The following is a 22,448-nucleotide window of genomic DNA, read 5'->3' on the forward strand; positions in this document are numbered from 1 at the left end:
TCGCGGGCCCCGCACCGGACGCTCCAGCACGGGTTCGGCGCCCGTCGGTACCGCGTGACATCAGCGGCGTGATCGGGGGTACTCCGGCGGCGGGAGGTCCTTATGTTCGAGGCGTCTGATATCCGTGAGTGGCGGGGCCACGATGTCGTGGACCAGGACGGTCACCGGATCGGCCAGCTGGAGTCGGTCTACGTGGACACGAAGACCGACCAGCCCTTCTTCGCCACCGTCACCGTCGGCCTGCCCACCCGCCGCCGTCTGGTGTTCGTGCCCCTGCCCGGCGCGACGGTCGGCCCGGGCTACCTCAAGGTCGCCCACGGCAAGGACGTGGTCAAGAAGGCCCCGTCGATCGACACCGACGGCGAGCTGCCGGCCTCCGAGGAGCCCGGGGTCTTCGCCCACTACGAGATGCCCTACGCGCCGGGCGCCGGCGGCGAGCGGCGCCTCGGCCGCCGCTGAGGCACCCGGCCGACGGAGACGCGATGACCCTCTTCCTCTTCCTGCTTCTCGTCGCCCTCGTCCTGGGCATCATCGGCTTCGCCGCCCAGGGCCTGTCCTACCTTCTGATCATCGGCGCCGTGGTCCTCGGCGTCGATCTCGTCTACGCGGCGGTGCGCTTCCGCCGAGGCGGGAGGAAGCACCGCATCACCCGCTGACGGCGGCAGGGCGGGCAGACGGCCTGGCGCGGGCACGCGGCCGGCGTCATCGAGTGCCGGGGATGCGGGCCCTGAGCCGGTCGGCCTCCGGCACGGTGCCCGCGGGGCCGGCCGGGTCGACGTAGAGCGCGTGGCCGGGCGGGAGTCGCTCCGGGGGCCGGGGACGCTGACGCGTTCGAAGGCGGAGCCGCCCACGGCTTCGACGGCCGACCACGACCCGGTCGGCCGGCACTCCCTCGCCGTGCCGGCCTGAGTCGGTCACGCTGCCCTGGGTCCTCCTGTTTCCCCTACCGGGCATCGGCGTCTTCCGTCCCCGGGGGCGGAAGTCCGAGACTCTCCCGGAGCCGCGCGGCGACGCGCGCGACCGTCCGGGGGTCAGCCCGCTCCGCCAGAAGGACGGCGAGCCGGCGCACCGCGTCACGGAACCCCTCCCCGGCATACCGCCAGTCCGCGAACGCGGAGGACGGTTCGCCCGGCAGGACGAGGCCGAGGGCCGTGTCCCACGCCCGGACGGCGTCGGCGCCCGGGACCGCGCCGTCGAATTCCGTGAACGCCGACCGCCAGATCCGCCGCGCCACCGTTTCCGCGACGGCGTCGAGCGCCTCCGGCCACGGGCCGGGGCGTGCCAGCAGCAGCCGTACCTGGTCGAGCGGTGCCAGTCCGCTGCCGCGCACGCCTCCCCCGAGTTGCGCCTCGACATCCATGCCGGGGGTGATCTCAATGCCCGCGTCCCTCAGTTCGGCCAGGGTCACCATGTCGGCGCCGGTGAGCCCCGGAGGGTTCCCGGGCAGGTCCTCCTGCGCCACCTGGCGGGCGATCCACTGCCGTTGGGCGTCCTCGGACAGCGCCGTCGGAGGCGGGGTGCCGCCGCCGGCCGTGATGACGTCGGCAACGGATCCGGCGGACCGGGCCGTCGTCTCGGGCGGAGATGTCCGCGACCGGTGCGCCGCCGTGTCGTCCGCGGGCGGGGTGCCGGTCGAGGCCGGTGGCGCGGCGGGGGCGCTGGGTCCCGAGGCGTCGGAGGGCCGCAGTCGGCCGGCGCGTGCGGCATGCAGCAGGTGTGCCAGGGAGCCGGCCGTCAATGACCGGTCCCAGCCCTGCCGGGCGGCGTACTGGCCGACGATGTGCCGGAGCCCGCCCCAGGTGAGCGGGCCGGGGTCGGCGTTGCCGGCCGCCTGGAACCGCAGCCCTTCAAGGGCGCCGAAACCCTCGATCAGCTCGTGGAACTCCGCCTCGCGGGCCGGGTCGGAGTCGATGTGCACACCGTGGGTCTGCCGCAGGGCCCGCACCCAGTGCAGGGCGCGCTCGGTGCGCGCCGGCACCTGGGCGGGCAGTCCGCCCAGGTCGGCGAGCGCGTCGAGGGCGACGGTCCGGGGCTCGGGAAGGAACTCCTCGACGTGGCCCACGGGGCGGTCGGGGTCGTCGTCCAGGACCAGGCGCGGCGGCAGGCCGCCCTCGGCCTCGCTCGGCGAGACCTGCCTGTCCACGGCGAAGACGGTGCGGCGGGTCTCGTTGGCGACGTACTGGGCCGAGGAGGGATGGGTGAGCAGGTCCTGGTCGGGGCGCGTCATGGACATCTCGCAGATCAGCAGCCACACCGGCGCCTCGGGGGACAGCGCCTGCAGGCTCCTGCGCCGTGCCAGCATCCGCCCCAGATGCCGGGGGTGGACCGCCTGGTTGGCGCGGGTGCTGCGGCGGGGCACGGTGGTGCGTCCGCTGTCGCCGTGGCCGACGAAGACGTAGGAGCCGGCCAGGCCCTGCGGCAGGGGCAGCAAGCCGCCCTGCCGCGCGGGGTAAACGCCGGGCAGCCCTTCCACCTCATTGGTGTAGTGCTGGACGGCGGACACCACCCGCAGGGCCTCCTCCCGCAACGCCATGTCGTGCGCGTCGAGGAACGCCCGCCCGGTCAGCGCCTGCCCGTCGACCGTGACCAGCGGGTACGAGTGGATGTCGGCGTCGGGGAAGACGGTGCCGTTCGCCGCCCTGACGGTGGCCGCCGGGTCGTCCGGGACCAGTCCCGGGTCGGCGGGTATCCAGGTCCCGGCCGGATCGCTCCCGAAGGCCGGCGCGGCCAGGACCGGCACCCGGCGGCCGTCCGGAGCCGCTTCCAGCAGCAGGCGGCCGTAGGTGAACCAGACGCGGGTTCCGGTGCGGTCGGCGATCACCCGGGCGAGGGCCTCGTTGCGGCCGTCCTCCTCCCCGATCAGGATCACCACGGGCACACCCGGCTGCCGTTGCGGATCGTGCAGCACCAGTTCGGCGAACTCCTCGTCCGACACCGGTCTCCCGTCCGCCAGCACCACTCCCTCGTCGTTCCGCTCGGCCACCGTCGCGTAGGCGGCGGACCCCCAGGGCGCGGGGTGAACGCCCCGGGAATCGGCGACCACGTCCATGTTCAGGCGGATGCCGGGACGCCCGCTCCAGTTCCTGCCGTGCGGGGCGCCGTCGCCGCCGCTGAGCAAGGACTGCTGCACGTAACCCTGCCGGGTCAGCCCGTAGGCGGCGATGGCGTCCAGGCTGCCGGCACGGCCCCGGCGCTGGGCGGCGCTCGCGAGGGAGAGGGCATCGTAGTGCCGGGCCGCGTCCACCGGCGCGTCCGGCGCCAGGTGCAACAGCATCCGGGTGATGCCGTCGAGGTCCAGGCCGGCACCGAAGCGGGGGTGCCCCACGCGCGCCGATTCGATCAGGCGCAGCGAGTTGAACAGCCCGTTGCGCAGCTCCGGCGGGAGCGGCTGGGAACCGAAGGTGGCGTCGACGACCGCCCAGAGCTCCTGAAGACGTTGCTGGACCGCGTTGTCGGTGGGCGGCGGTGCGGCGGCGGACCGTGCCTCCGGCACCGGAGTGGGGAACGGCGACGGCAACGGCGCGGGAGTGTGCGGCTGCGGTGCGTGCGCGCCGGTGGCGCCGTCCCACAGGGCGCGCACGGCCACATAGGAGTCACTGCCGTCACCCGGGCCGTCCTCGGCGACGTCCCACAGCGCACGGGCCCGGGCCAGCGCCTCGTTCTCCACGTCGGTGGCCTCGACGGGGTTGACGTCCGCGGGACGCGCCCCGCGGGGACGGGCCGGTTCGACGCTGCGCGGGTGGCGGGGCGCCGTCCGGGGGCCCTCGCCGTACAACCGGCGCAGCAGGGGGTACAGGGCGGGCTGGCGGGTGCGCACCCACTCCGGGCCGGCGTTGTTGCGGGGCAGCCCGGTGTAGGGGTCGTTGCCTCCGTTGGCCATGAGATAGACGTTGGTGAGCTGGGCGAAGAACTCGAGCTCGTCACGGCTGCTGTAGTTGGGGGCGCTGCGGCGGCCGTCGGCGTCGTAGCCGTAGAGGGGGCCGTCGGGCCAGTTGCCCGCCTCGCCGGCCCGTGTGGTGGTGCGGAAGGTGTTGGTGATGCGCTGCCGGTCGACGGCGTCCAGACCGTGCTGGTGAACGGTGTGGGCGAATTCGTGCAGGGTGGTCGAGTAGCCGTCGGGATAGGCGGACGGGCCGGTGCCGGCGGTGGTGCGCTCGCCGAGCAGGTTCTCCTCGGTGACGGCCGCGGTGCGCGCGCCGACACCGCGGACGTCGTCCCAGGAGCGGCCGTCGCCGGTGACGGCGCCCCGCAGGTGGCGGAAGGCGTCCAGGGAGGTCATGGCCTCGCTCCTGGGCACCACCACGACCCGCGAACCGCCCTTGAGCAACCGCGCCGCGACGTCGGGGGCCTGCAGCAGCCGGGCAACCTGGGCACGGGCCCGGTCACCGGCGGTGACGGGCTGCTCGACCCCGTCGGGCACCTGCGTCATGAGGCGCGCCGCGACCGAGGCGAACTCGGCCGCGGGGAGCCCGGCACGCAGGGCGTCCACGAGCACGGGATCAGCGGCCAGCCGCTCACGGTCCGCGGGCGGCAGCAGTGCCAGCGCCGTGTCGCTGTCGGCGGTGGCCAGGCCGGGCAGCCGCGCGGCGAGCGCCCGGACCGGGTCCGCGGTCACCTCCGGACGGACCCGCAGCCCGTCGGCCAGGGCGGTCAGCTCGCCGCGCAGCGCGGGCAGGTCGGCGTCGGTGACGCCGAGGGCGCGCCAGGTCTCCTCGTGGCGGGCGAGCGCGTCGGCGTCCAGGGCCGCGGAGTCGAGCAGTTCGCTGAGCCGTACGGCGAGGGAGCCGGCGGCGCCGGTGGGCCGCGCGGAGCCGTAGTCGTCCTCGCGCGCGAGAACCGGCGTGACCGTGCGGGGGCTTTCGGCGGGGGTGCGGTGCAGCGCCCACAGCAGGTCGAGCAGGTCGCGTCCGCGCAGCTCCGGGTCGGTTCCGGTGGCCAGGGCGAGCGCGGCGTCGGCCAGCGAGTCCGCGGGCGCCGGCACGGTGAAACCGTCGACCGTGACCGTGCCGGGAGCCGGACGGTCCACCGCCGTGACCGTGATGTCGACGCCGTTCACCGACAGGCCGAGAACACGGCCGCCGCCCGTGACGGGCCACACCCGCACCGACGCTCCGGGCATCTCCCGCTCCAGCGCCCCGCGTATCCCGTCGACGGCGGGCAGGGCGGCCGCCGGCATCCGGAACTCCACGGCGCCCAGCGGCCGGGACTGGCCGAACTGCACCCGGCCGCGGGCGGCTCCGGCCAGCACCACCGGGTGGCCGAGGCCGTGCAGCACGGCACCGACCCGGCGCGCGACGTCCAGCTTGCCGGTGTCGTCGACGGATGGCGTGCCCGGCCCGGCCCCCTCCAGGGGGGCCGGGGCACCGTGGCCGGCCGGGGTGGCGGCGGGGGCCGACGGCGGAGGCGGGGGCGCGGACAGCGCGGGTTCCGTCGGCGGGGCCGGAGCGGGGACGGTCGCGGCGGTCTTCACCTGCTCGGTCCGCACGACGACGCCCAGTCGGGCGCTGAACAGGGCCGCCGCGTTGGTCAGCCAGTCGGCGGCCTCCGCGGCGTCCAGATCCGGGCGGACCGTCTCGCTCATGTAGCGGCCCGACTTGTCGTTCACCACCCAGGACCGCAGCTTCTCGCTCCAGCGGAACTCGCCGGAAACCCGGCTGCGGCCCGGCAGCGTCCGGCCGGCCTTCTCCACGCCGTCGCCGACGAAACCGGCGGCGATGCCGGTGTGGCCCAGCCCGTCCAACGCCTCGCGCAGCGACTCCGCCGTCAGATCGGGGTCCTTCTCCCGCATCCCCGCGAGCAGCGCGTCGAACTGCTCCGGCGTGATGATCCCGCTCAGGTCCTCCGTGCCCAGGATCACCCGCCCGTCATCGGTGACCGTGTACAGCCATACCGCGTCGCGGTTACCGGTGATCAGCAGGTCCGGATCGACCTCGTCCAACGGCACCCACAGCGGGTTCAGCCGTACGTCGCCGTCCTGGTCGCGTTCCTCGTCCTTGATCCGCTTCGGGAGGACCGGGTCGCCGAACCGGTCGCGGGCTCCGGCGTCGCTGCCGTCGTAGTGGTTGACGCCGTTGTAGTAGACCTCCGTCTGCCGCATGGCCTCGTCGGGCCCCGCACCGCTGATCCGTCGGGCGCCCGACGGGAGCTGCCGCACCACGTCGACCCGCAGGCCGAAGGCGTGCGCGAGAAGGGGCAGGAAGGTCTCTCCCGCCGGCGTCCCCCAGCTCTGCTCCCAGTTGACGACGGCGTCCGTCAGCACGGACAGCTCCGTGTCGTCCAGCGGCGCGGTGCTCTGGACGTAGATGGTGCTGAGCAGGCGGTACAGCGCCTCGTCGTCGAGGTCGTCGGGCATCGGCAGCAGACCCTGCCGCTCCAGGTGCTCGAACATTCGGCGCGGACTCAGTTCCCCGGCCTCGGCCTCCACGGCCGCCCGGGCGGCCTGCGCGGAGACGCCCGGGTCCGCGGGCTCCGACGCCGTACGGGCGTCGACGTACCGCCTGAGCAGCTCGGCGGGGTCGACCGCCTCGGGGACGGGGACGTGCTGGACGCCGTGATGGCCGAGGAGGGCGAGCATCCCGGCCCGGTCCATTTTCCGGACGTCCGCCGCGAACGCGTCGGCGACCGTCTGCCGGAACTGGCCGATGATCTGCGGATGCAGCCGCCCCGCGCTGCGCTCCACGTAGTCCTCCACGTAGGCCCGCATGGCCTGGAGCGCGGCCTGCGAAGGGCCGGCCGGGGCCTTGCCGGTCGTGGCGCGGGCCTCGGCCTGACGACGCAGTTCGGCGCGTACGGAGTCGGGGTCCCCGAGCCAGTCGTACGCGGCGCGGTCGGTGCCGACGAGGCCGACCAGACGGCTGCGGATGTGCACGGGGTCGCCGGCCATGAAGGAGTACAGGAGGCACTCGCCCGTGCCGGGCACCGGCACCCGCCGGCCCCTCGCCCGGCCGCTGTCGTGCTCCGGCTCGGAGCCCTTCTCGCCTTCCCCCTGAGGCGGAACGTCGGACGGCCGGGGCTCCGGTCCCACAGGCTCCGACTGGGGCTGCTTGCCCTTCGACGGCAGCGGGTCCGTGCCCTTGGGCGGCAGGGCGGCCGTGTCCGTCAATGCCGGCGCCTCCGCGCCCTCCGGCAGAGCGTCCGTGCCCGTCGGCGGCAGCACCTGCCCGTCCCTCGGCAAGGGCTCCGCACCCTCCGACGACAGGGCCGTGTCCTTCGGCGGCAGAGGGGCCGTCTCCTTCGGACGCAGCACCTCCGCGCCCTCCGGCAGAGCGTCCGCGCCCTCCGGCAGAGCGTCCGTGCCCGTCGGCGGCAGCGCCTTCCCGTCCTTCGGCGGTGTCGGGGCGGTGGCCGGCAGGGCCAGTCGGTAGTGGTGGTCGTCGAGACTCAGCACCACGTGTGCGCCGGAGTGTGCGGGTGTTCCGACGAGTTCCTGGAGGTTGCCCGTCGGGTCCCCAGGAGTGAAGTCCTGGAAGGCGCCGTCGCTCCCGACCACCGTGACGCGCACGCCGAAGCTGCGTGCGGCGAGCAGCGGGAGCAGGTCGGACGCGGCGTGGTTCCAGCCGGCCTCGGACTCCGCGTCGCCCGGCCGGAGGAGCTGGGTGACCGCCAGTTCGGCCCGTACCTCGGGGGACAGGCCGACGGCGTGCGGGATGAGGCCGCCGAGGCCGTCGAACTCACGGCGGGCAGGGGTGCCCGTCCCGAGGTCCAGGCCCGCCGCGGCGATCTCCTCCGCGCTGAAGGCGTCGGTGTGGTCGGGGGCGACGGCGGCCAGCAGGTCCTCGTCGGCGTGGTCGGTGAGCCAGGAGGCCATCCTCCGGCGCAGGGCGGACACCGCCCGTGGACCGTCGGGGTCGATGCCCTGCGCGGCCAGCAGCCCCGGAGCGGCGTGTTCGAGGCCGAGGGCGAGCGCGCGGAAGAAGGCGTCCCCGTCCCTCGGCACGTCCTGGAGCGTGTACGTCTCGTTCGTGGGAGAGGTGAGGACGCTGCCCGGTCCGGAACCGGTCCTGGTGTAGCGGGGCGGTGCCGGGGGCTTGGGCTTGGGCGCCTTGGGCGGGGCCTGGTAGGTCACCGCGGGCGGTTCGGCGAGACCGTCCAGCTGCTCGCGGCCCTCCGCGGTGGCCGCGAGCCGGTGCCAGCGGGTGAGCTGGTCCGCCCCGGACCGCACCCGGTGGTATTCCGCCGCGGCCTTCTCCGCCGTCTCCTTGAGCGCGTCCAGCTCTGCGCGCCGGGCCTCGAAGGCGTCGCGTGCCGTGTCCCGGCGGGCGGTGGCCTCGTCGAGGGCCCGGCCGGGTGCTCTCGCGGACAGCAGAGCCGCATCGAGCCGCCCGCCGGCCGCCGCCTTCTCGGTGCGCGCGGTCTCCAGCCGCAGATCGGCCGCCTTCCGCAGTTTCCCGGCAGCCTCTTCCGCGTCGGCCAGACGGGCCAGCGCGGCGTCCTGTTCGTCCCGCAGGACCTCCGCCCAGCCGTCGTGCTCGGGTGCCGCGTACTCGTCCTCGGCGAAGGCGTCGACATCGGCCCGGGCGGCGGCCACGGCCGCGTCCGCGGCAGCGTGGTCGCGGCGCGCGTCGCTCTCGGCCCGGCGCAGGGCGGTGTCCGCGGCGTCGGCGTCGGCCCGGGCCAGGTCGACCGGGCGCGTGGCCGCGCGGGCGGTCCGGGCGGCTCGGTCGAGGGAGGTCTGCGCGGCGTCGAGGTCCGCGCGCAGCCCGCCGGAGGCGCGCCGCTTCTTCCAGTAGGCCTTGTCGGCGTCGACCCACGCCTTGCTCGCGCTCTCGACCGCGTCCCACGCCTTCGAGACGCTCGCGGGGAAGTTCGTGTCGGTGATGATCCGCAGCTCGCGGGCGACGTCCTCGCGGATCCAGGTGACGACGTACGCCTCGGACCGCATCGCCTGCGGACCCGATCGCGCCTTGGCGAAGGTACCGCCCCGTATGCGGTTCGCGAGCTTCGAGTCCACGACGGACCGGTGCACATCGCCGACGCTGAGCCAGGTGGCCGGGACGGCGAACAGGAAGGACCGGCCCGTCTTGGGCTTGAGGTTGCGCGAGGTCAGATGGTCGTCCCCGACCGGCAGGCCGTCGCCGTCGAGGTCGTTGGGGCCGGAACCGGAGACTCCGATCTGGTTGAGGCCCGCGTTGTCGGGAGAGTCGTACAGGAAGGCACCGCCGAGGCCCGAGGACTGGCTGTGCTCGACGGACGACGACGTGCCGGCGTTGTCCCCGTGCCGTTTGAACACCTCCAGCTTCTTGCCGTCGGCGACCGTCAGCAGCAGCGCGCGGCTGAAGTCGGGAGCCGAGCGCAGCGTCAGTCGTCCGCTGTCGGTGCCCACGAGGGACTTCTCGGTCAGCCCCGCCACCTGGTAGCCGGCCGGTTCGGTGGTGCGCGGGAAGAACGCCGTGATCGCCATGGAGCTGGTGCCGTCCTCCAGCGCCTGCGCCGAGCCGGTGCCCGGACGGGTCAGTCCGGTCTCCCTGGTCCTGCGCAGGAGTTCGGTGAGGACGTCGTCGTCGGGACCGTCCTCGGCCTCCAGGGCCCGGAGGGAGAAGCCGACGTCGTACGCCCTGGTGAGGACGAGGTCGCCGGCCATGCGGATGTTCTCGATGCCGATGATCCCGCGGGGGTGCATGCCGTTCTCGGGGAAGGTGAACGTCCGCGTGACGCCGTCCCCGTCCCGGACCGTCAGCACCTCTCCCACCCTGGACAGAGGCACCGGCCGGGGCGGACCGGCCAGGGCGGGGTCGGCCGCCGGATCGGGCGCGGGCAGCAGCCGGTCGGGCCCGGACGCGCCGGTCCCGTCCGCCTCCGTCCGGGACGGCGCCGGCTCCATCAGGCTGAGCGGCACGTGCTCGCGCAGCTCGCCGACGTCGCCCTCCTCGACGATGCGCAGTCGGCCCCGGAAGCGGTCGAGGACCGTGGACTTCCCCGACTCCGGTTCCGTGCCGGCCGGCGCGCCGGTGTCGGGGGTGTCGTCGGCCTCCAGAGTGATGCGCATCCGGTACGGGGTGACGATCTCCGCATGCGGCTCGGTGGACGCCGCCCGGTAGATGGTGACGGTGGTGACCGTGTGACTCGACGCGACCGTCTTCCGGTTCGAGCCGCCCTCGGTGTACGTGGGTCCGGCGGCCGCGACCTGCGCGTTGCCGGTGTACACCAGCTGGCTGGTCAGCAGGCCCACGTCCGCTCCGGAGGAGGACTCCGAGTTCTCCTGGGCGGTTTCGATGGCCCGCCGGTTCTCCTCCAGCTCCGCGCTGTGGTCGAGCCCGTCGAACACGGGTGTCCCGGGGATCAGCTCGACGCGCGCCCGCACCAGCCGGCTGCCGATCCGGACACTGTCCCAGCCCCAGCCTCCGGCCTTGACCAGGGTCGAGGGGCCGGTGGTCGTCATCTCCCCCTTCAGCGCCCGGGTGGCGCGGCCCGTCACCAGTTGCCGGATCCGCTCCCGGCTCTGCTCGTCGAGCCCCAGCTCCCGGATCCGCCGGTCGAAGGCGAGCAGCACGTCCGTGGGGTCCAGCGCGTTCACCGCGTACGTGCCGAACGCGGCGCCGCGCATCCAGGGCTGCGGCGTCCAGAGCCGGCCGGTGTAGCGCGGGACGTCGCCCAGACCGTCGTCGATCAGCCCCATCCGGTGGGCGCTCTTCTCCGGCAGATGCCCCAGCAGACCGCCCGGGCTGGTCACTGCCGTCCCCGCCGCTCCGGCGAGGGATCGCGGCACGAGGGCGCCGGCCGCCGCGGCCGCTGCGGTCCGGCCCGTGCCCAGCCTGCTGGAGAGCAGCGCGAACCAGTGCTGCACGTCGCCGGCCACCAGCACCTGGTGGGTGAGGCCCTTGCGGTTCATGTCGGCGACGACCGTGCGGATGACGCTGCGGCTGTGCGCGCGGGACGTCGAGAAGGGGTTGGCGACGATTCCGTACCCGCCCATGAGGCCGTGTCCCGGATTCCGGGCGGCGAGGTAGACCAGTTGGCCGCCGAAGACGAAGCTGGTGCTGTTGCTGATCTTGCCGGCCGCCTGCCGGGTGCTGCCCAGCGTCATCTCGGTGTCCATGGACATCGGCGGGGTGAGGGCGTGCAGGTTCCCGACCGTCGTCGCGTACCGGAAGGTTCCCCACAACTCGCCGTACGGCCCCTTGCCCAGCAGGCCGCTGCCCGCCAGGCCCAGCGGCCCCGAGCTCTGGTCGAAGCCGGCCGACAGGTGCTGGGGGGTGAAGGTGCGGACGATCGCGTCCCGGGTGGGGGCGCCTTCCTTCACGAGTTGCCAGGCACTGCCCGACGCCGTCCGCAGGACCCGGTCCACCTCCGCGATCAGCGTGGGTGACAGCACCATGTTCACGATGACGAACGGGTGCTGCCGGAACTCCTTGAACTGCTGTGTCCCACGTTCGGCGAGCCGTCCGGCAGGCTGGCTCGCGTCGGGGCCCGCGGGCAGCACGAGGTCGCCCTTCGCCAGTGCGAGGGCCCGCTCGGTGGTCATGGACGTGGGGGCGGGCTCGTCGGACAGATAGGGGTTGAGCGCCCCGTCCGCGTACGGGTCCGCGTCGGGGGTGTGCTGGACGGGGACGCCGATGAGCACCTGCCCGGTCATCGGGCCGCCGCCGCGCAGGTGGCCCAGCGCTGTCCGGCCGAAGAGCACGTTGACCGGCTCGTCCAGGACCAGCAGTCCCGGCAGGCCGAGGCCGAGCCCGCGGACCAGGCCGCGTGGCCGCCAGTAGCCGCTCATGGTCGCGGTGAGGGACAGGTCGTAGCGGTACAGGTGGGTGGGCTGGTTGCTCACCGACATCGGCTCGTTGGTGACCGTCGAGCCGAAGGTGGTCTCCCCCTCCCACTGCCACCCCTGGCGCGCGCCCAGGGTCAGCCCGAGCGTGTTCCGGCGCAGACCCGCGATGTCGTCGACGTTGTTGTCGCGGCCCGAGAACGTGCCCTCGATGCCCAGGTCCAGGCCTCGCTTGGCACTCGTCTGGCCGTCGAGCCGGTCGTTGCCCAGGGCGCTGAAGCGCATTCCCTCACTGACGTCCTTGCCCTCGTACCGCCGCCCGGTCAGCGTCCCGTGCGCCCGGACGGTGTAGTGGGTCTGTCCGACGGAGTCGGGGTCCGCGAGCCTGACCGGCAGGCCGATCGTGGTCAGCGCCTCCAGGTTCGCGGTGACGTTCTGCTGGGACAGCACACCGAGGACCTGGAGGGTGTTCTGGAGCGCGATCCGGTACTTGACGGGATCGGTCCACCGGGGCGGCATGGGCAGGCTCTGGGCCGCCTGGAGCACCTGGTCGGGCTCGTGCTTGAGCAGGTCGCCCAAGCGGGCGCGCCAGCCCTTCGGCAGGTTCGGCGGCAGCAGTTGGTCGAGGGGAACCACCAGTCCTTGGTTCAGATGCGAAATGGCGTCCACCACGCCGTCGGCGAACGCGTCCAGCAGGGTGCGGCCGACGCCGTCCGCCGTGTCCGGGGTGACACGGGTGCGCAGGCCGTCGTCGAAGGCGAACTCCTTCACCCGGTGCATGCCCAGGGTGCGCGGGCGGTCCACGGTCAGATAGGCCGGCACGAGCGGCGGGGCGGCGCCGTTGCGCAGGGCGAGTGTGGTCCCGTCGTCCCATCCGGCCAGCCGCCGCGCCTCGGAGCTGGTCATCCGGTCCAGGCTCCAGGTGAGGAAGCGCGTCGGCGGTCCGCTGTCACCGGCCCGTCGCACCCGCACCGACTTCACGACCAGGTAGAGCGCGGTCTTGGGGCCCTTCACCTGTCCGGCCGACTTCAGGGTGCCGGCCGCGCCGAGTCCGACCGACCAGGTCTTCGCGTACGCGTACTGGGCGGTCGGTCCGAACTGTAGCCGCAGGTCGAAGGGGGCCGTGCCGGGGTCGGCGAAGTTGAAGGCGGGTCCGGCGACGGCCTGCAGCAGCAGGCTCCTGCCCTGGGACCGGCTCCGCTCGCTGCGGACCGTCGAGGTGTTGATGTCCCGCATCTCGGCCTGGTCGGTCTCGCCGACGAGCACCGCCGCCTGCGGAATCAGTTCCTCCACCACGAAGACGCCCAGCGGTGACTTCTTCTTGTCGTCGGCGAACAGCGGCGGGGTGGTGATGCGGCCGCGCGCCATCGTGCCGCCGTGCCGCTGGAAGCTGTCACCGGAGAAGAAGATGTCCAGCTCGGTGTAGGCCGAGCTGCCGGGGAGGGCTCCGAGCTGTCCGGCCGCCCAGTCGCGGATCGCCGCGACGGGGCCGAACCCCTCGATACGGACGAAGCGGTACTGGGAGTTGCGGTCCAGGGTGATCGACCGGGGGATCCGGCCCGGCTTCGGAATCTTCGTGACGCTGTCGGGCAGGCGGACCAGGAGGCCCTTGCGCATGCCGAAGGCGAACCGGGCGGGCGCGGCCGGGTCGGTGCCGGTGCCGGTGCCGGTGCCGGTGACGATGCCGGTCACGACCCGTCCGGCGGTGTCGGTGACGCGTATCTCGTAGTGGATGTCGTCCAGGTACGACCGGGACTTGTCCAGCGTGCGGGTCTCCATCTGGTTCATGCGCTGGTCGGTCAGGGTGTAGCCGACCTTGTTGATGAAGCCGAACCGCAGGGCGAGACGGCCGAAGCCGCCGGACGCCGCGGTGCTCGCCGGGCCGATCGGTCCGCCGAGGCCGTACTGGGAGTTGGCCTGCATGTTCTTGGTCAGCCCGAAAGTCGCGGCCGCCCGGTGCATGCTGTCGATCTTCGTCGAGTCACCGATGCCGTCGTCGAACGGGGCCCAGTTGCCGTGGTGACGCGCTCTGACCCACAGGACGCGCCTCTTCCCGTCCGCGTTGACGTACGGGAAGGGGCGCCCCTCGCCGTCCGCCAGTGTCTTCGGCTTGTCCCGGAGCGTCCGCCGGACGTCGTCCAGCAACTGTGCGTCGCCCGCGGGCCGGGCGTCCGGCCGGCTCCGCAGTTCGCGGTCGATGGCGTCCAGGGCCTGTTCGACGCCGCGCAGGACGACCGTGCTCTGGCCGAACGTGCTCGGACTGGCGAGGAGTTGTTCGAGCTCGGCGGCGGTGAGGTGGGACGGCAGCAGCGACTGGAGGTCGTCGACGTACAGGGGCATCTGCCGGCCGTCCGCGAACCGGGCAGGGGCGCGGCGATTCCGCGCGGGCGGCGCCATGGCGGGGTCGAGCTGCGGACGGTCCGGAGAGGGCGGATCCGCCTTGGGGGGCTTCGGAACGGGGTTCACCGTCAGGTCCGGCTCGCCGGACGGGGTGCCGGCCGCGAGCGTGGTGACCGGTGCGTTCGCCGAGGGCTGGAGACCCGGCCGGACGACCGACCAGTCATGGGCCCACTGACGCCGGCCGGCCGCGACCGGGAGCAGGGACAGGACGTGCGGCCTCGACGGGTCGTTCTGCGGGAGCAGGCCCACCGCACCCGGTGAGGTCCATACGCCACGGCCGGTCCCGGTGCTGAGGACGCTCGTGTTCTGCGGTGTCGGCTGTGCCACGACCGTCGTGGGCGGGGTGGCGAGGACGATGTCGGCGGTCCGCGGGCGTTCGTTCAGCCCCGGGTCCCGCGCCAGCAGCTCGGCGACCTCCTCGTACGGCACCCGGACACGGAGTCCACCGGGCAGGTTCATGGTCAGATGGTCCGGACCGGTCTCGCCCCACACCAGGTACGGCGTGGGCCTGGTGGTGTCGGCGGTCCACGGCATCCTCGCGCTGCGCATGGGGCGGTAGCCGCCGTCCGGGGTCGCCGCCATGATGAGGGCGCTGTCGACGTCCACCGTCATGGCGGACGAGCCCTGCACCCAATGGCGGCCGGCCGGGGCCCCCTTGTCGTCGAACAGCATGGTGTCCGGGGAGAGCGCTCCCAGCGACTCCAGGTGGAACGCGGCCAGTTCGGTCGGGCTGTGCAGGTCCACACCGACCGCCGCCGCCCCCCTCACCAGATCGAGGAGATCGGGCACCCTTACCGGGTCGGGCCGGTCCAGGTGCAGCAGTCGGGCGGTGAGCGCGGCCGGGTCGGGGGTCCTTCTCTCCCACTCCAGGGTCTGCACGGTCGCCCAGAACAGCCGGGCCCGCTCGGGCGCCCCGATGACCGCCAGGTCCGGGTCCAGACCCAGGAGTTGGGCGGCCTCGTCGTTCACTTCCTGGTCGGTGAGACCGGCCAGCCCCTCGGCCACGTTGGTCACGTGCGGCAGGGTCACGAAGTCGGTGAGCACGGCGCCCGGCTTCAGGCGCACCACGTCCACGGCCCTGGCCAGCAGGTCCCGGTAGGCGTCGGGTCCCAGCTCGCCGTCCACGTCGGCGTGCTCCGTCGCGCGGATCTCGCGGGCCGCGCGCTCGAACAGGTCCAGGCTGAACGGCACGTTGTCGCGCAGCACCGGATCGGCGTGCCGCATGATCTCGAACGCACCGATGGCTTGAAGGAGTTCGCCATAGCGGCGGTCGTCCTCGACGGCCACCCCGAACGTCAGACGCAGCGCGCGCACCAGCCGCAGCGTCCGCTCACGGACGGCCTGCGAGGCCGGCCCCACCGGATCGGGGTGCAGGCCCGCCGCGCGGGCGCGGTCGTCGAGCAGGGTGCCCGTGGGTTCCGGCCGGTGCTCCACCCACGTGCCGTGCCGCCCCCGCGCGTCCGTGGTCATGTGGTGGACGACCTTGCCGTCCCGCCGGGCGAAGCCGAGCACGTGGGTGCCGCCGTACACGGTGCGCCCGGTCTCGTTGGCGACGTGCTGGCTCTCGCTGACGGCGCCCAGCGGGTCGGGGACGAACAGGTCGTGAACGCCCCGGCGCTTGCGGAGCAGGCCCGGCGGTGCCGCGCTGAAGCACGCCTCCATCACGACGGCGTGGTCCTCGGGGAGCCGTGCCAGGCTCGGGCGCCGCTTGAGCATCCCGCCGGTCCGCTCCTGCCGGGCGCGGTGGTTCGGGTTCGACCGGGTCGGCAGATGGGTCTCGCCCGGCAGGCCGTGCGCGGCGAAGACGTAAACGGGTTTGCCGGCGAACGGTACGGGCTGGTCGTCCTTGGTCCACTCCCCGGAGAACGGGTTGTGGTGGTAGAGGTCCGTCGCCGTCGTCGCGTGCCGGATGTCCTCGAGCACCCGCACGTCCTCGGTGTCCCGGAAGACGCCCCTGCCGATCGGTCCCCGGTCCGTGACGATGGTGTGGGACAGCGTCTCCTGTTCCCAGAACGGGGCGTTCGCGGACTCCGCGGGGCCGAGCACCTGTCCGGGGGTGCTGCGGATCCAGGCGGTCCGCAGCCTGCCCCGGCCGCCGCGCAGGGACACCACGTGCGGGAGGGACGGATCCTGCTGGGCGGTCACGTCCACGGCGCCGTCGGCCGACCACACGTCCCTGCCGGCCCGGTCCGCGGCCCGGCGCGGCAGCTCCAGACCGCGGGCACCGGCGCCGGGGATCAGCAGCACCACGGGTACGTCCGCGGGCAGCCCGGCCAGTTCCGGGTCGAGGGCGAGCAGTTCGGCGAAGACGTCGAGCGGTACCTCGCGCGGGGCGCCGTCGAAGCCGCGTACGACGACGTGTTCGTGGTTGCCGTCCGCCCTCACGACGTACGGTTCCGGCTGGCCGGGGCGGTGCCAGGGGGCGGTGCGCACATCGGCGCGGCCCAGGCCTCCGTCGGACTGGAGTGCCGTCCTCCCGGTGTTCGTGAGGTCAAGGTCGGGGATGTGGCCGGTGGTCCAGTCGCGGCCCCGGACACGGCCGTCCGGTGTGGTCATGGTGTGGGTGGGTGACAGCACGCCCTGCTGCTGGAGGTGCAGCGCGGACAGGGCGGCCAGGCTGCCCGCCGACTGCGCCGACTGCGCCGTGACCAGCCCCAGCAGCCTGCTGCGCTGCACGTCGGTCACCAGATCGGCGAGGTCCAGGAGCAGTACCCGGCGGGCCACGGCGTCGAGGTCGAGCGGGCCGGGCTCCAGCAGCGGGCCGTAGTCCAGCAGCGGGTCGGCCCGGCGGAGCCGGTCGAGGCGCGCGAGTCCGTCGCGGAGGACGGGGTACAGGGAGTCCGACAGGATGCCGGGGCCGTAGAGGTCCGCCAGCAGCTCCCGGTACCGGATCTCCTCGGCGGCCGTCACCCGGCCGGTCTCGGCGGGGTCCCCGAACAGGTCGTCGTCGAGGCGGTCCGGCAGCGGTACGTCCGTGCTCCCGGCCGTCCCCGGGTCGCGCCGGCTCGCGGTCGCGTCCCCGTCCCGGTCCGCGAACGTGACGTCGTCCGCCCCCGTGCCGCCGGTCGGTACACGGGTGCCCGGCACGGCGGGGTCGCCGGGCCGGACGACCGACCAGTCGGCGGCCGCCGGACGGCCCGGCGCGGTGGGCAGCAGAGTGGCAACGTACGGCCGGGACGGCCCGGTGCCGGCCAGCGCCACACTGCCCTGCGAGGCCCATACGGCCCGCCCGGTGCCGCCGCTGATGACGGTCCGGGGATCGGCGGCCGGGGCGGGGCCGGTGGACGGGCCGGTGGCGGGGGCCGCCTTCGAGACCGCCAGGACGATGTCCGTGCCGTCCATCGGGAGGGTGTTGAGCACCGGGTCGCGCGCCAGCAGCTCGGCGACCTCCTCGTACGGCACCCGGGCGCGGAATCCCCCGGGCAGGTTCATGAGCAGGTGGTCCCGGCCGCCTCCGGCCCACACCGTGTAGGCGGAGGGGCCGCCCGGCGCGCTCCACGGCGGCCGTTCCTGGCTCACGGGCTGGTAGCCGCCGCCCGGCTTCGGGGCGGCCACGACGACGCGGTCGGTCAGCATCGTCGTGCTTGGCGGGGCCTGCGCCCAGCGGCGGCCGACCGGCGCGCCGCCCGCGTCGCGGAGCTGGGTCTCGGGCGAGAGGGCTCCGAGGGATTCCAGATGGAAGGCGGCGAGTTCGGTCGGGTTGTCCACGTCGACGCCGACGGCCGCCGCCTGGGCGACCAGGTCGAGCAGGTCGGGGCGCCGGGACGGGTCCGGCTGTTCCAGATGCAGGATCCGGCCGGTGAGGGCGTCAGGATCCGGGGTCCGGCTCTCCCACTCCAGGGCCTTCACCGTCGCCCAGAACAGCCGGGCCCGCTCGAGGTCCCCGACGGCCGCCGGGCCGCCGTCGAGCCGCAGGACGCGAGCGGCCTCGGCGTCCAGCTCCTGCTCCGGGAGGCCGCCCAGCCGCTGCGCGGCGGCGGTGACATGCGGCAGGGGAACGAAGTCGGAGAACACGGTGTCCGGTTGCCGACGTACGGCGTCGACGGCCCGGGTGAGCAGGTCGCGGTAGGCGTCGGTGCCCGGACCGCCCTGCTGGTTCGCGTGGGCGGCACGTTCGAACAGGTCCATGGAGAACGGGCCGAGGTCACGCAGGACCGGGTCGGCCGCCCGCATGGTCTCCAGCGCGCCGATACCGGCGAGGAGATCGCCGTACCGGCTGTCGTCCTCGATCGCCGCGCCGAAGGCCTGCCGCAGGGCGCGGACCAGCCGCAGCGTCCGTTCCCGGGTCCCGTCGGACACCGGCCGCGTCGGATCGGTGTGCAGGCCCGCCGCGCGGGCGCGGTCGTCGAGCAGGGCGCCGGTGGGTTCCGGCCGGTGCTCCACCCACCTGCCGCGCCTGCCCCGCGAGTCCGTGTAGAGACGGTGGACGAACTTCCCGTCCGGCAGCGTCGCGAAGCTGACCATGTGGGTGCCGCCGTACGCCGTGCGGCCGGTCTCGTTGGCGACGTGCTGGCTCTCGCTGACGACCGCCAGGGGGTCGGGGACGAAGGTGTCGTCGATGCCCCTGCGGGTGCGGACCACCCCGGGCGGCTTCGCGCTCGAGCACGCCTCCATCAGCACGGCATGGTCCTCGGGGAGCCGCGCCAGGCTCGGACGCCGCTTGAGCATCCCGCCGGTCTCCCGCTGCCGGGCGTGGTGCCGCGGGTCCGTCGTGGTCGGTACCCGGGTCGCGCCGGGCCGGGCGTGGGCGCCGAAGACGTACACGGGCTTACCGGCGAACGGAACGGGTTCGTCGTCCTTGGCCGACTCCCCGGTGGCCGGGTCGTAGTGCCACAGCTCCGACGACTCCGTCGCGAGCCGCAGCGCCGCGATCCGGCGCGGGGCCTCGGAGTCCTCGAACACTCCTCTGCCGATGGTGCTGCCCCGGTCGGTGACGACACTGTGCGACCGCACGTCGCGCTCCCAGTCCGGCGCGTTCTCGCGCTCCGCCGGATCGAGCACCTGGCCGGGGGTGCTGCGGATCCAGTCGGCGCGCGGCAGCCCCTCCCCGTACAGCAGGGAGACGACGTACGGCTGTGACGGGTCCCGCTGCGGGGAGACCTTCACGGTGCCGTTGGCCGACCAGACCTCCCTGCCGACCCGGTCCGCCGCCCGGCGCGGGAGGTCCAGGCCGCGGGCGCCGGCGTCGGGGACGAGCAGCACCACGGGGGTGTCCGGGGACAGCCCGGCCAGCCGGGGGTCGCGGGCCAGCAGTTCGGCGAACACGTCGAGGGGCACCTGGCGCGGGGCGCCGTCGTAGCCGCGTACGACGATCCGCTCGTGGTCGCCCTCCGCCATCACGACATACGGCTCCGGATCACCGGGCCGGTACCAGGGCGCGGGCCGGACATCGCCGCGCCCCAGGGTGCCGTCGGGCTGCCGGGCGACCTTCCCCACCTCGGTGAGGTCGAGGTCGGGAATCCCGGCGTTCGTCCAGTTGCGGCCCCGGACACCGCCGTCGCCGGCGGTCAGCGTGCGGGTGGGAGACAGTACGCCACGGAGCTCCAGGTGGAAGGCGGCCAGGGCGGCCAGGCTGCCCGCCGACTCCGCCGCCGGGTCCATCACCACCCGGAACAGTTCGCTGCGCTGCGCGTCGGTCACCGCGGCGGCGCGGTCCAGGAGCAGCACCCGGCGGGTCAGGTCGTCCAGGTCGAACGGGGCGTTCCGTAGCACGGGATCGGCCTGCCGGAGCCGGTCGAGGTGCGTCAGGGCGTCGCGGAGGGCCGGATGGAGGGGGTCCGCCGCGATTCCGGGACCGAACACGTCCGTCAGCACCCGGTCGTACAGCGCCTCGGCGGCCGGGTCCGGCTCGACGTCCGGCTCGGGCCCGGGCTCCGAGGCCTCCTGGTCGTCCTCCCAGTCCATGATCATGTCGACCGAGTCGGGGGAACCCGGCTCGGAGGAGTCCCCGGTCGGGATGTCGGCCGGCGCCTGGGAGCTGAGCGGCGTCTCGTCGACGGCGACGGGCCGGCTGTGCGGCGCATCCCGGGAGACGGCCGGGGCCGGCTCCGCCGGGCTGTCGCTGGTGACCGGCGGTTCCTCGGACTCGGTCCGCACGGGCCGGTAGGGCGGCGGGACGTCCGCGGTGGTCCGGGTATCGGACTTCGGCGCCGTGGAGGACGGCTGGGACTGCCCGGACTCCCCGGGCTCGGGGGTACGGAGGTCGTCCGGGGCGACCGGGCCCGAGTCCGACGGCTCCACGGTGACCGCCGGGTCGCCGGACGGTGTGGTCTGGGGCCGTTGCTGCGGGACGGCGTTCTGCGAGGCCTGCCCCGGGGATGTGGTGGCCGACGCGGCGGGTGCGCTGTGGGTCGCCAGGGGCGCCGGTGGGATCGGCTGTTGCTGCTGCCCGTCGGAGGTGGGCCGGGTCGTGACGTCGTCTTCCGTCGGCCGCCGTCGTTCGTCCGCGTCCGGTGTGAAGCCGCTGCCGGCCGTCCGGCTCGGGAGCGGGTCCGGGGCGGAGGAGCCGACCGTGGCGGTCCTGTTCACCGGCGGGGCACTGTCCGCGTCGGCGGACCACCCCGTCCCCCGGTTCCCGGTCACCGACGGGTCGAGGGTGGAGAAGACGGTGTCGGCGTCCGGGTCGTCCACGAGGGAGTCCCGGTAGGGATCCTCGTAGCCGTCCGGCTCGGGAGTGGAGTACGACGACCTGCCCGCGCCCGTCGCCCCCGCGAGTCCGTACGCGTTGACGTCGCCGCCGACGCCGTTGACCGTGCCGTAGTCCGGGAGGGACGAGAGGGACGGGACATCACCGGTGTCGCTGAAGACCGATGCGGTGTCGCCGGTGTCGCCGGTGTAGGAGACGGAGCTGTGGCTGTCCGACAGGTTCGACGGGATGGAGGAGGCACCGGTGTCCGTGTACGTGTACGTGTCGTCGTAGGTGTTCCGGTATGTGCTGCCGTTGCCGTACGTGTCGTACTGGTTCCCGTACCCGTACCCGTACCGGTTGGTGCTTGCGCTGCCGTTCCCGTGCCGGACTCCACCGCCGGGCAGGTGGTTGATGCCGCCGGAACCGAAGTCGAGTTTCTGGAAGAACTTGTTGTTCAGCCATTTCCCGCCGAGTTCCACGCCGCTCGACGCCGTTTCGAAGACGAGGCCGCTGAGTCCGGCGCTGAGGAACGTACCGGGGTTCAGTGTGAACGTGCCCAGGAAGAACAGGCCGGTGAAAGCCTCCGCGAAGGTCTCCGCCTGGCCCTCGTTGAGGAAGGTGAACGGGAGGTCGAACGCCTCCTTCCACTTGTGGTTGTTCTTGAAGAGGTTGCGGACGATCGGGCCGCCGAACGAGGAGAACACGCTGCCGAACAGCCCCGCCAGGGCGCCGGCGACCGCCGACTGGCCGATGTCCGTCCAGTCGAACTTTTTGCGCCGCCGATCCGGGTCGTCCGGCGCGGTCATGGAGATGAGCTGCGCGGCGAACGAGACGAACGCCTCCTCGATCGCCTCCATCAGCACCGACAGCGGTGTGGGGATCGCGCGTCCCAGCCGCTGCAGGATCAGCAGGATGGCGAGGGAGGTGCGGGCCTTCTGGACGGCGATCTCGGTGAGCGACGTACCGCCGGTGAAGACGGACAGCGCGGCGATCAGGGCCAGTTCGATGTTCATCAGGATGAACTCGAGGAGGATCTGGTACTTCGCCTCGGACAGCTTGATCGAGCGGTCCACCTGCTGGGCGCCGATCTTCCGGAGCTCGTCGGAGAACTTCTGCAGGTGGTTCTGACCGTTGTCGTCGACGAAGACCCGCATCGCGGCGACGAACTCGTGGGCGATCCGCGGCGGGAGCGAGTTCCCGGCGGTGGAGATCGCCCCCTTCATCGCGTCGGACAGGTCCTGGACGTCGTCCGCCAGCCGTTTGTAGGGGTTACGGCTGGCGAAGCCCAGGTCCTCGTTGCCGGTGGCGACGTTCGCGCCCACCCAGACCTCGATGAACTCCCGCAGGCCGGGCGGGAACATGATGGCCATTCAGCGCCTGTTCCCGCTCTCCGAGCCCTGGGTCTCGATGTCGTCCACCGCCTGCTTCTGCGGCCGCTGCACGTGGTCGGCCTCCGCGGCGACCGCGTCGACCAGCGCCATGAACCCACTGGTGATGGCCAGGACCGTGTTCGCCACCTGCCGGCGTTCCTGCCGGACCTGATCGCCGACCGCGTTGGCGAAGTCGTCGTCGCCGCCCTCCTGGCCCCACCAGCCCGTGTACGCGTCGCAGCCGGTCTCGAAGCGGGGCAGCATCTCGTCGCCGTAGCGGACGGCGTCGGCGAGGTACCTGGACCCCTGCAGAATCGCCTGGATGTCGGCGGAATACTGGCCGGCCACG

At 73.7% G+C, this 22,448-nt stretch carries 4 protein-coding genes; 2 read left to right on the forward strand and 2 right to left on the reverse strand.

Features of this window, described 5'->3' with window-relative positions:
• Nucleotides 1–102 precede the first annotated feature (102 nt).
• Both AB0G63_RS13375 and AB0G63_RS13380 read left to right on the forward strand, forming a co-directional pair.
• Nucleotides 103–459 carry a PRC-barrel domain-containing protein gene (locus AB0G63_RS13375; protein WP_360748940.1) on the forward strand — a complete coding sequence of 119 codons (357 nt, stop codon included), beginning with the start codon at nt 103–105 and terminating at the stop codon, nt 457–459.
• Between the two features lie 23 nt (nt 460–482).
• Complete coding sequence (locus AB0G63_RS13380; RefSeq protein ID WP_360748943.1) at nt 483–656, forward strand: hypothetical protein; 174 nt, start codon at nt 483–485, stop codon at nt 654–656.
• Nucleotides 657–943: 287 nt separating this feature from the next.
• On the opposite strand, the gene AB0G63_RS13385 is transcribed toward AB0G63_RS13380, so the two are convergent.
• Both AB0G63_RS13385 and AB0G63_RS13390 read right to left on the reverse strand, forming a co-directional pair.
• The gene (locus AB0G63_RS13385) at nt 944–22,099 is read right to left on the reverse strand and encodes a lonely Cys domain-containing protein (RefSeq protein ID WP_360748946.1); all 21,156 of its coding nucleotides are present in this window, start codon (nt 22,097–22,099) and stop codon (nt 944–946) included.
• Nucleotides 22,100–22,447, reverse strand: a complete 348-nt coding sequence (locus tag AB0G63_RS13390) for a hypothetical protein (protein WP_360748949.1) — start codon at nt 22,445–22,447, stop codon at nt 22,100–22,102.
• Nucleotide 22,448 lies beyond the last annotated feature (1 nt).

Origin of the sequence: Streptomyces sp. NPDC020996 (assembly GCF_040641355.1) — a bacterium.
Classification (GTDB): domain Bacteria; phylum Actinomycetota; class Actinomycetes; order Streptomycetales; family Streptomycetaceae; genus Streptomyces.

Bases quoted from the DNA above. Each gene is read 5' to 3' on its own strand.
- AB0G63_RS13375 (WP_360748940.1), top strand. From the start codon at position 103: ATGTTCGAGGCGTCTGATATCCGTGAGTGGCGGGGCCACGATGTCGTG.
- AB0G63_RS13380 (WP_360748943.1), top strand. From the start codon at position 483: ATGACCCTCTTCCTCTTCCTGCTTCTCGTCGCCCTCGTCCTGGGCATC.
- AB0G63_RS13385 (WP_360748946.1), bottom strand. From the start codon at position 22,099: ATGGCCATCATGTTCCCGCCCGGCCTGCGGGAGTTCATCGAGGTCTGG.